Source organism: Brevibacillus sp. BC25, from assembly GCF_000282075.1.
Lineage (GTDB): Bacteria > Bacillota > Bacilli > Brevibacillales > Brevibacillaceae > Brevibacillus.
The window spans coordinates 81,898-92,769 of record NZ_AKIX01000062.1 but is presented as its reverse complement, the minus strand read 5'-3'; the positions used below and the strand labels follow the sequence as shown (position 1 = coordinate 92,769).

General features: G+C 47.8%; 9 protein-coding genes. 2 read left to right on the top strand and 7 right to left on the bottom strand.

Going from position 1 to position 10,872, the window contains the following annotated elements; genetic code table 11:
- The 7 genes from PMI05_RS18160 to PMI05_RS31120 form a co-directional block, all read right to left on the bottom strand.
- Nucleotides 1–287, bottom strand: a 287-nt coding sequence (locus tag PMI05_RS18160; RefSeq protein ID WP_007724689.1) for a hypothetical protein, incomplete at its 3' end; no start/stop codon positions are given.
- Nucleotides 288–343: 56 nt separating this feature from the next.
- Nucleotides 344–961, bottom strand: coding sequence for a class D sortase (locus tag PMI05_RS18155; protein WP_007724688.1), 618 nt, complete (start codon nucleotides 959–961; stop codon nucleotides 344–346).
- A 217-nt stretch (nucleotides 962–1,178) separates the two neighbouring features.
- A complete protein-coding gene (locus tag PMI05_RS18150; protein WP_007724687.1) occupies nucleotides 1,179–1,811 on the bottom strand; it encodes a YHYH domain-containing protein in 633 nt (210 codons plus the stop codon).
- Nucleotides 1,812–1,821: 10 nt separating this feature from the next.
- Nucleotides 1,822–2,454: a LysE family translocator gene (locus PMI05_RS18145; RefSeq protein ID WP_007724686.1), complete on the bottom strand. Its 633-nt coding sequence runs from the start codon at nucleotides 2,452–2,454 to the stop codon at nucleotides 1,822–1,824.
- Nucleotides 2,455–2,606: 152 nt separating this feature from the next.
- Nucleotides 2,607–4,370, bottom strand: coding sequence for an SH3 domain-containing protein (locus tag PMI05_RS18140; RefSeq protein WP_007724685.1), 1,764 nt, complete (start codon nucleotides 4,368–4,370; stop codon nucleotides 2,607–2,609).
- A 14-nt stretch (nucleotides 4,371–4,384) separates the two neighbouring features.
- On the bottom strand, nucleotides 4,385–5,320 hold the full coding sequence (locus tag PMI05_RS18135) for a hypothetical protein (RefSeq protein WP_007724684.1): 936 nt from the start codon (nucleotides 5,318–5,320) through the stop codon (nucleotides 4,385–4,387).
- Nucleotides 5,317–5,466 (bottom strand): hypothetical protein, encoded by a 150-nt coding sequence (locus tag PMI05_RS31120; protein WP_007724683.1) that lies wholly within the window; start codon nucleotides 5,464–5,466, stop codon nucleotides 5,317–5,319. Before PMI05_RS31120 ends, PMI05_RS18135 begins: the two co-directional genes overlap by 4 nt.
- A 197-nt stretch (nucleotides 5,467–5,663) precedes the next feature.
- On the opposite strand from PMI05_RS31120, the gene PMI05_RS18130 reads away from it, so the two are divergent.
- On the top strand, nucleotides 5,664–7,457 hold the full coding sequence (locus PMI05_RS18130; protein WP_007724682.1) for a VWA domain-containing protein: 1,794 nt from the start codon (nucleotides 5,664–5,666) through the stop codon (nucleotides 7,455–7,457).
- A 13-nt stretch (nucleotides 7,458–7,470) separates the two neighbouring features.
- Complete coding sequence (locus tag PMI05_RS18125; RefSeq protein ID WP_007724681.1) at nucleotides 7,471–10,860, top strand: tubulin-like doman-containing protein; 3,390 nt, start codon at nucleotides 7,471–7,473, stop codon at nucleotides 10,858–10,860.
- Nucleotides 10,861–10,872: the final 12 nt, after the last annotated feature.

The following is a 10,872-nucleotide window of genomic DNA, read 5'->3' as shown; positions in this document are numbered from 1 at the left end:
GTAGGAGTTCCTGTGCCCGGATCGGTAGGAGTTCCTGTGCCCGGATCAGTAGGAGTTCCTGTGCCCGGATCAGTAGGAGTTCCTGTGCCTGGATCGGTAGGGTTGCTCGTGCCCGGATCGGTAGGAGTTCCTGTGCCCGGATCAGTAGGGTTGCCCGTGCCCGGCTCCCCACTATTGCCAACGACAACCTCACCTTGTGTTTGCGCATACGAGGTTGTCGTGAAACTGAAAAAGTTTTGGATGATGAGCAAAAGTGCCACCACAACGATCCAAGATTTCCTTTGCATATGCTCCTCCTGTACTAAATAAAAACTAGCCTCATTCTGTCTTTCAGTAGGAAGTGTTAGGGCTGAGATGAAGTCGTTTGTTTCCATTCAGCTTGAACGATCAGTCTGTCCTTCGGATCTTTTGCTCCAACAGGGGTGCATGTGACCAAGGTGATCAATGGCTTCTTTTGATCCTCTAGAACTTCTACTTGTGTACGATCTACGACAAAGGCTTTCACGACAACGAATTGGTAGGTCGCCGTTTTCGTCTTGATCTCAATCTCATCGTTAGTTGCTAGTTCGTCCAAGCGATTGAATTGCTTGCCGTGAGTAATCCCGCGATGGCCTGCCAGTCCAACATTGTTCACACCGAATTTCTTGTCTGGCTCGATCAGGCCAACCCCTTTACTCAAGGCATGCTTGTCCGCGCCTTCAAAAATCATCATTTCCAGATCAATTTTGGGAATCCGAATCACGCCTCTGGCACCTTCCAACATAGCGAGCGGCTCTTCTATCTGAGGAGTTGGTGGGTCCTCGGATGCAGCCGTTTCTATTTGCTCGCTGACGTCGCTCAGTTGTTCGAACGCTTCGATGAGCTGTTCTTGCTTTTGTGCAGATACCGCCGTTTCCCATTGAGGATAGAAAAGGAGGAACAAGCCTGCCAGGATAAACCCAGCACTTAACAGCACTCGCACATTCTTCAACTCCCTTTTCGCACCGTTAACTCAATTCATCTTTCCCCCTTTGTCCTAATTTTTAGTTACAATAAACTTTTTCATCAAGAGCATTCGTTCCAATTGTGAAAAAATGCCTAGAGATATCATAATCTTTCGACCTAAACAATTTCTGAACATGAAAAAAGCCAGAGGAGAAAGAATCTCCTGACTGGCTTTTTCGGTCCTTATTTTATGGTTAATAGGCAACGCTTTTCGAAACAAATCCAACTAAGACGTTCCCGTTTGCATCGATGGTGGAGCTGTAATACCAATCTCCACGTTCACCGACTACTTGAACAAGTGCATCTCTGACAGCGTAGCCCCTGCCTGGACCTTCTGGCGAAGGGGTCGAGAAGAAATAGCCTTTCTCTCCTTGAATTTTGACAGTCTTAGGAGTGATCGGTGTATACGAAGTGACCACTGTTTTAGAAACGTAACCTTGATCCATGGAGATAAATTCCTGCTGTGTACCTGATGCTTTGATTTCAAAACCATACCATAGGGTTGCAGTAACGACAGAGTCAAGGGATGGAGCAGAATAAACGTTAGCATTGTCAACGGCTACAATTGTTTTCGAAGGTAGTATTTTAGGTTGTGTACGGGGGGCCGATGGTTTTGGAGGAGCCGATTTTTTCACTTGGCTGTTAGAAGAACCACCGCCACCGTTGTGATAGTGATATTCACCATACTGTAATCCCCATTTTTCGCAGTTTGTTCTACAGGTGTGTCCACCATTTGCATCTGTTCTGCCTGGATGCGCTTCAATCATTTGAACAGGTAAGAAAGCAAAGCAAAGAATGAGTGCGAGTACAGAAATAATCTTTTTCATAGATAACCTCCTAAGGATTCGCTTTCGCCCGTAACAGATTCAACCCCATCCCGATAAAAACGATCCCCGTCAGCTTGTTGAGAATGACAGAGAACTTCTGATTATTGCGCAATTTTTGCGTAGCGAAGGAAGCAAACAGGGCGAGGAGACTACACCAGATGCCACCTGTAACGGTAAAAGTAAGGCCAAGAATAAGGAAAGGGAGAGGTCCTGCTTCCGTCGCGCTAACGAATTGCGGGAGGAAGGCGATGAAAAAAAGGGCGACCTTTGGATTCGTGACACTTGTCAGGATCGCTTGCAGATAGACCTTTTCACCCTTCAGCTTCTTGGAATCGGCTGTATCAAAAGCTGGTGATTCCTTCGTCATCAGCATGCGAATGCCCAAATAGACGAGATAGGCGACCCCCAATATTTTGACGATGCTAAAGAGCACGATGGATTGCGCTAAAAGGAGCGACAAGCCGAAGGCAGCCAAGAGTGTGTGAATGAGTGAGCCTGTCAAAATGCCGAGAACCGATAGAATACCTGCCTGTTTTCCTTGCGAAATGCTGCGGGTGATGATGTACATCGTGTCTGAGCCGGGTATCAGGTTCAACATGATTGCGGTCATCAGAAATGCTTCATAATGAACGATTCCAAACATCGCTTCTCACTCCTTGCCTATCTATAAAATAAAAATAGATTATAGAATAATCTGACACCTGACGCAATGTAAAAAAATGAGAAAAAGCTCCTGGCGCAGATCAAAAAAGGAGCGTCATGATCGCGAGGGGAGCTCAATTTTCAGCAGACTGATTACGGCGTTGAATCGGTAGCGCGTATCCAGCCTTCTTTTCCATCAAACACAATCTGGTACCAGCCATTCAGATCCGCGATGACTTGGAAGGAACCATCTGCTACTACTTGACCGATCTTCTCATATTCTTCACCGGGACCTGCAAAAACATCGATTTTTTGAGTGGCAGGGGGAGTTTGATTCGTCGCTTCTGTCGACTCGTCGGCAGGGGAAGTCGTTTCTCCTGACTCAGTTCCCTCGGTGGTTTCTTCGGAACTCTCCTCCAGGTCAGCCAGCTTTTCAATGTAAGCCAAGCCATTGTCTTCGAGCTTGAACAAAGCGATTTCGTTTTCCCCTTTGCCTACCGGATTTTTCATGATCACATGCTCGGAGTCTTCTACACTGAGTTCATCCGCCTCGACCGAAAAGCGCTTTTCAAGAGTCTCTTTTGTCAAATTCGGAGACAGTGCCGCGTAGGCGTTAGCACGTTCCTTGCCGGAAGCACTCACAATAATCACAGGCTTATCTTTACTCCCGAGAGTATCGTCGATCTTCGCCTTAGCCGATTTCATGTCCACATCCAGCGACTGATCCAGATAGAGGAGCGAGTCATTTGGCATTTTCGCTGCGAAGTAAAGACGTTGATCTGCCTCAGAGAGTCCAAATGCGTAAAGCTGTGCTCCCCAGCGATCTGTGCCGGAGAGCATATCGGTGAACGTTCTGTCTGGATATCTCAATTGCAATAAACGTGCAGGATCGTATTCCAACCAGAGCTTTTCCAGATCGGACAGGAGTGTAGCCGTATCCTGGAGCGGATTCAACTGTTCGTACAATTCACGCGCTTTAGTGAACTCGAACGACTTGATGTATTGTTTTGCCTGCTTGAGCTTGCCTTCCAGATAGCGGGTGATCGAATCGAGGACAGGTGAATCACTGGACAGCACATCCTCGATTTTTCGATAGGCGGCTGCCATGCCAACGAAGGCACTCAAATCCTTCGAACGAATAACTTCCTTGATTTCAGCTAGCGCATACTTTTCCAACTGACCCACTAACCAATCTGTCTCGACACCCAGTTTTTCGTAATGGCGTATGCTTGCAGCCGTTTTGGTGATGACTTCTTCAAAAGGAGCCGAAGCAATCAGCGCCCGCAGCTTTGTCTTTTCATAGTTCTGGAACAAGGCCGTGAGCTCAGCCTGCTTCTTCTTTTTGCCGCCGTAGTATTCATCTGGAATGGCAAGGAGTGTTTCAATGAAAGATTCGTCCTGATAGTTTTCCTTTTTGAGATTCGATTGTGCCTGCGCCTTGGCTGTTTGCAAGGCATTCAAGTAATAATCGGAAAAGCTCTTATCCATACCCAAATGAGCGGACAATTGCTGGAAAAACATCGCCGGTACGTCCTTTTGGTTCTGGTATTTCTGTTTGACTGCTTGGTATTGTTCATAGACTGCACCGACTTCTGCGACCTTCTTCACCGAGATGGCAGAACGTGAATACTGGTGAAGCCCTTCCAGCTCAGTGCGGATAGATATCAGTTGGAACATGATGGAATTCCATTCGTCATCCCCGTAGGACAGAACAGCCATATCATGCGCACGAGAAAAGGTTTCCTCGGCTTGCAGCAAGTTCTTTTGCTCATAAAACGCCTTTGCCTGTTTATACAATGTAATCTGCTTGTACCCGAATCCGAGCTTGAACAGAACGGCGATCAGACCCAAGGCAAAGAGTCCGAGAAAAATATTACGTACCCAGAGGGACCTATAATAGGGAGAGATAGGCAACATAAAAGGCTCCTCCTTCACAGTAAGCCTTTGAAATCCGGGTCAAACGCGTAATGCGTATCCACCCTGTTTTTGGTAGAATGATATAGTTGTTCCCAAGCTTCATCCTTATGGGTTTGTACCATTTTTGCCAGTCGCAGAAGGCGCTCGCGAGGCAAAAAATCGATAAATTCGATAATCAGATCCTGATACTCGTCCACATAAGACTTCATGCGGAGCGCTGCACCTGCCACTTGACCGATGAGCTGATCCCCGTTTTCCAGCAACAATATTTGATTTTTATAACGTCTAACATAAGTAAGCACGGATTTTTTGACGAGAGAAGGCTGGACCTTGATGACTTCGCGCACATATTCCATGAAGTCCTTGTCGTACATAGATGGAATGAGCGTTTCGAGCTCCAGCTCCATGTCTTTGCGCAGGACGTAATGATTGAGGAACATGATCTTGCGTATCTTGATCGTATCGGAATCCACGAAATGCCCGATCTCTCTCGTTTTTTCATAAGCTTCCTTTAGATGTCCTTCTTTGACGTCGTTGCCCACTTCCTCCAAATGACGGAGGAGTGACTTCTTGATCGTCTCCATTTCCCTCGTTAAAAAGTGTTGAAATTGTACGTCTCTTTCATAGGTGCCGTATTTTTTCTGTATCACGAAAAACAGGACGAACAACACACAGCCAATACCTCCTGCGAGAGCTAATTGCAAAAGGGTCTCCGCAGAAAGGACAGCAAGACAGACAAACAAGCCCAAGAGCAAAAAGCGCGTCTGGACATAGCGGCGCGTCACCGCGTGGGAAACCTGGCGGATCGGTGTGTAAGCTCTCCCGCAAGTCTCACAATGCGTCTCCCATAGGACATGGTACGTATGGCATCGCGTGCACGCTTGAATTCTTTCATACGTATGAGTGGTTTTACGGGTTTTGCGAAATTGTACGCCGATTCGTTTTCTCATGGTGAATCCCTCTTCTCATTCAGTAAGGCATGAAGATGCTGATCGATTTCGGCGTTGGAGAGATTGCGCCGTTTCAGTCGCAGCAGCTTGAGGAATCGGACCGCTAGCAGCAAAAAAGCCGCAAACAACAGAAAGTAAGTTAACATAAAATTTCTCCTAACGAAGTTGTCGAAATCTGTAACAAAGAATCATGTCGTATCGTATTACGAGTAAGGGGCAATCATTCTAGTACTTTTTTATCATCTGTCTTCTACTTCTTGAATCTAGTGGTAATAGTGTCATAGTCTTACTTCCTTTGCAACACTTCACAAATTCTTTGTAACGCATAAGAAAAGGAGCTCTCATGAAAATAATACGATTCCGAATGTTATGTCGATACGTAGCATGTCTTGCCCTGCTCTTGGTCAGTGTCCTCTCCGTCACTCACTCAGGCTTTGCGCAAACGAGCGGAAACAATATGGACGCTGTCCTGGTCGTGGACGTCAGCAACTCTATGACCCAGAGCGATAAGAACAAAGTCAGCAACGAAGCGATGAAAATGTTCGTCGACATGACGTCGATTCAAGCGAACAAAATCGGTGTCGTCGCCTATACAGACAAGATCGAGCGGGAAAAGGCACTGCTTGAGATTAATTCCGAAGAAGACAAGAACGATATCAAAGCCTTCATCGACAGTTTGCAAAAAGGAGCCTACACCGATATCGCTGTCGGGGTAACGGAAGCAGTAAAAATCCTTGATGCAGGACGCAATCCAAACAATGCGCCGATTATCGTGTTGTTGGCAGACGGAAACAACTATTTGAACAAAGCATCAAGCCGTACCCAAACACAGTCTGATCAAGAGCTGCAGCAAGCAGTAAAAGAGGCCAAAGACAAAGGCTATCCGATTTACACGATTGGCTTGAATGCAGACGGTCAGCTTAACCGCACGACACTACAGCAGATTGCTGCGGAGACAAATGGTAAATTTTTCGAAACGAGCACAGCGGACAAGCTCCCGCAAATTTTGAGCGAAATCTTTGCGAATCACCTGAAGCTGAAGGTTGTCCCGGTTAAAAGCTTCGTCGCAAACGGTCAGGCTCAGGAGATTCCGATCCCAATCCCGAATGGCAGCGTCATGGAAGCCAACATCTCGATCATGTCGCAAAAAGCAGTGGAAGTGAAGCTGTATGACCCAGCGGACAAGGAAGTACAAATCCCTTCCAACCAGGTCAGACTGTCGAAGTCCAATGCGTACACGATGATCAAGCTGGTCAAGCCACAGCAGGGTGATTGGAAGCTACAGGTAAAAGGTGCCCCGAAGGAAAAAATCGATATTAACCTCATCTTCAACTACGATCTGCAATTGGAGATGGAGCCAGTCACAGCCAAGAGCTTCCAGGCTGGCGATGTCGTACCGATCAAGGCTGCACTTGTTTCAAACGGACAGAAGGTAGCTAGTCCTGATCTGTACAAGCAGATGAAGGCGACACTGATCGTCAATGACAAGACGGACAATAAGACGAATGAAGTCGTCCTGAACAATACGGGCAGCGGGTTCGAAGGCAGCTTCACAATCCCGGCTGACCATACGTACGAGATAAAAATCAAGGCAGAAGACACTAGCTTTTACCGGGAGACAAAGCCACTGCTTGTAGATGCTTCCCAAACGGCAGGTTCTGGAGCGAGCAAGCCGAACACAACTACTGATCCTGCGGCAGAATCGAAACCATTTCCATGGATGACCGTAGTAGGAGGTACCGTGGTTCTCATCCTGTTGATCGGTGCAGGCTTGTACACACTGTCGATCTATCGCAAGGCGAACAAGGGCTTCGCGGGCCAAATCGCCATCGAGATCGTGGATGAGGATACAGGGGAAAAGTCCAATCCGCAGTACAAGAAACTAAACGCGTTCAAAGGAAAAGTGAAGCTGCACCAACTCTTGCAACTCGCCCCTGAGTTTGCGGAGACAGAGAAAGTCATCTTTTTACCAGGGAAAAACGATACACTGATCATCGAAAACCGTTCGAACTGCCGAATCGAAAAGGCCGGACGTGTACTCGATGCAAACAAAGGCAAAGAGCTGAAGAAAAACGATCGCATCAAAATTTCGTTAACGAATGTGAACAAGTCCTTATATGTAGATTACATCGTCTAGGAGTGAGTCAATTATGAAAGCAGTTGTGAGAGAACACATTCAACAATTGGACGTATCCCTCGGCGGAGGAATCGTCAGTGACAAGATTCGCGTAGATACAATCGATAACCCGATGCTCGTCATCGGTCTTGGCGGTACAGGAATTGATGCGCTTTTGCGCCTGAAATACCAAGTGAACAGACGCTTCAAGCTGCCGGTAGACCAGCTTTCCAAGAAGCGCAAGGAAAAGCCGGACAATATTGAATTCATCGCGTTTGAAACGAATGAGCATGACCGTAACAAAAAGTATAAGGGCATCGGACTCGATCCAGTGACGGAGTTCGTACTCTTGTCCAATCCTGAGATCGGCGGTGTGTTGCAGAATCGCAGCATTCTCGAGCCGTACATCACGGACTGGCTTTCACCAGAGCTGACAATTACGGACGGAATCAGCGGAGCGTCAGGTGTACGCCAGGCGGGTCGCCTACTTCTCTTTACGAAAATTACGCAAGTCGTCCAAACAATTGAGAAAAAGGTCAAGATGCTGTGCGAAGGCACGAACAAAAAGCTGACCGTATTCCTCTTGAGCGGTTTGTCCGGGGGAACGGGGAGTGGTTGCTTCCTCGACATCGCCTATATCGTACGAGGCATTTTAGAGCGTGACTTTGGCAGTGCGGGGGTAGACAAGGTGAATACGCTGGGCTACCTGTTCACGCCTGACGTCAACCTGTCGAACAAGAGCCTCAGCTCGCACACACGCGACTACATCATGAAAAACGGCTACGCGGCATTAAAAGAGCTCGACTACTGGATGAATGCAGACGAGCGCAATGAGCGTTTCCGCCAGCAATACGGCAACGTGCTCACCGTCCAATCGCCAATGCCGCCATTCAACCTGTGTCATTTGATTTCTGCGACCAATCTCGAAGGCAAAGCATTGGAAAATGCCTACGATTACTGCATGAACGTAACCGCGGAGAACATTACGAACTTCATGGCGAGCGAAGAAAAGCGCTCGGGTGAAGAGTTTGCGATCCACGACTATATCAGCAACATCCGTACGAACATTAACCAGATGCCAAAAGCGTACGCAGCCAACTACCAATACAACGTCATCGGTGCTTCCTCTGCTGTCTTGCCGATCGAAGAGATGACAACCTACTTGGCATATCGCTTGTTTAAAAAGATGGAAAAAATGTTCACGGTAGCACCAACCCAAGAAGATGCGGAGAAATTCGCCCGTAAGCTCGGAATCGACATCGACTCGATTTCCCGCAAGTTCGAGGAGCGCGTTCCTGAACCGTTGCCAGGCTATGAAAACAGCGAGCGTTTAAACTACAGCAACGTGATCACTCAGCAAGTCGTGAGCATCGACCACGAACTGGAGCAAGGCTATATCGCTAAAGCGCGCGAAGCGTACATTAAGTCCAAAAAGCAGATGCCAGGCGACATGATCTCTGTTTTTGGCGAAATGATCACGCGAGTATTCCTGCACCCGCAGCAAGGACCATTTTATGCGTCCCGTCTGATTCATTCGGACAAAGGCTATTGCCTGATGAAAATGATCCTCTCCTACATTGAGAGCCTCAAGGCGAATTTGGAGAGCTACCCGCGTGAGATCGAGGGCGCGAGAGAGAATGCGAATGAAAAGCTGGGCGATGCCCGCAGTGCTTTCATCTCCAAGGAGAAGAAGAAAAACAGCTACATCGAAGCGAAGATCAACGAATACCAGCTCCTGGCTGATCAGGAAAAGCTGGAGCAAATGATCGAATTCTACGAAGAGCTGCACCGTTTGTTGAATGCAGAAAACAACCGCATCTATAACGTATTTACTGAGATTTTGAACGCACTCAACCAAATTTTCGAGCAAAACGGCGACATTCTGATCAACGGCGGTGAAGAGAGCGACCGCACTGGCAACAAAACGTATTACTGGAACATCGTCAGTGTGCCGGATATCTCCAAAGTAGTTAGCAACATCCTGGAGCAAAAAGAGGCGGATGACCTGATCCGCGATTTCACCAGCGAGCTGCTGCGACACTCCGATCAGTGGGTCAAAGAGCAGGAGCTGGATATCGTCAGCTCGATTTCCGAATTCCTCTCGGAGAAGTTCGGTGAGGTGATCACCAAGTCGATGGAAGAATTCCTCGTGATCAAATACGGTCAGGACGAGACACTCGATCGCATCGTAGAGCGCAAGATTGCGAGCAAGCTGGATGAAGAGGCGATTCCGGTCTTCCATCTGAGCAATAATCTCGGCAATATGCACTTCCCTTCTTGGGGCTTTGTATCCGTGCCTCTGAAAGCACCATCGATCTTGAAGGGGATTAAAAACTATCAAAATACAGCGATTAGCGGTTCACGCTTTACCGTCAAAGAAAGCGAAGTCAAAAACCGCATCTTCTGGCTGAATACGAAAAACGGTGTCCCACTGTTCGCTTACACACCGTTGAAGGTCTACGAGGAAAGCTACGAACGTACAATTCTGGACAGAGAGGGTATCGGACGTCACCTCGTTCAAACCGAAAAGAACAACTGGGCGTACCTCCCATCCCCTATTCCGGAAAAATCGTGGGGAGATACGTATCAAAACGGGCGGATCAAAGCGTACAACGCCAAAGTACGCGAATTGTTTGACCGTGCGGTACGTTACGGAGCCATCCGCGAGAAGGGCAGCGACAGCAAGACCAGCAACCGCTATGAATCCATCGTGACGAAGTCGTTCTCGCTGGCTACTTTCTTGGCTAAGCACCAAGCGCAAGGAGACGCGACCCAGCTAAGCCCTGGCGAGATCAAGCGTGCATTGGTTGAGCTCAAAGGTTTCATAAGAGATGGTCTGGAGCAAGAATTTACGCGCGATGTGTTCGGCAGTATCAATGAAGAGATGGCAAAAGAAAACCTGATTCGTTTTCCAGAGCAGATTCGCTTGATCGAACAAGAAGTGCGTAAATACGAAGAAATCGAGGCCAAAATCCAGGAGCTGGAGCAGATCGTAGGTGCCATCAAGGACGAAGAAGAGCTGGTGACCCGATTCATCGAAGCACTTTACACAGGGACGATTTGCAAGCGCGGTGCGCTCTACGTCTACGACAAGGATGAGGAAGAAGATGCGTGGGAGCCATTCATCAACCTGATGAAGGTCAACAAGCACGTCGAATTCGCCATCTATGAAAAATACCGAGCATTGGATCACAAGAGCATGGCAACCATCCAGCGCAAGGCTGCAAAACGCAGTGACGCGATGACTTCAGCAGAGGATACGCAGCAATTGCTGGCAAAACTCGAAGAAATCGCAACTGCTTTCCAAGAAACGAAAAACGATCTGGAATACGACCGCGACGAATACGTAAACGGTGAAGAGCTGTTCCAGTTCTACAAAAAGGTTTGGTCAAAAGTAAACGATATGCGCAAGACGCTGCAATAAACAATCACGATC

Bases quoted from the DNA above. Each gene is read 5' to 3' on its own strand.
- PMI05_RS18145 (WP_007724686.1), bottom strand. From the start codon at position 2,454: ATGTTTGGAATCGTTCATTATGAAGCATTTCTGATGACCGCAATCATG.
- PMI05_RS18125 (WP_007724681.1), top strand. From the start codon at position 7,471: ATGAAAGCAGTTGTGAGAGAACACATTCAACAATTGGACGTATCCCTC.
- PMI05_RS31120 (WP_007724683.1), bottom strand. From the start codon at position 5,466: ATGTTAACTTACTTTCTGTTGTTTGCGGCTTTTTTGCTGCTAGCGGTC.
- PMI05_RS18135 (WP_007724684.1), bottom strand. From the start codon at position 5,320: ATGAGAAAACGAATCGGCGTACAATTTCGCAAAACCCGTAAAACCACT.
- PMI05_RS18150 (WP_007724687.1), bottom strand. From the start codon at position 1,811: ATGAAAAAGATTATTTCTGTACTCGCACTCATTCTTTGCTTTGCTTTC.
- PMI05_RS18140 (WP_007724685.1), bottom strand. From the start codon at position 4,370: ATGTTGCCTATCTCTCCCTATTATAGGTCCCTCTGGGTACGTAATATT.
- PMI05_RS18130 (WP_007724682.1), top strand. From the start codon at position 5,664: ATGAAAATAATACGATTCCGAATGTTATGTCGATACGTAGCATGTCTT.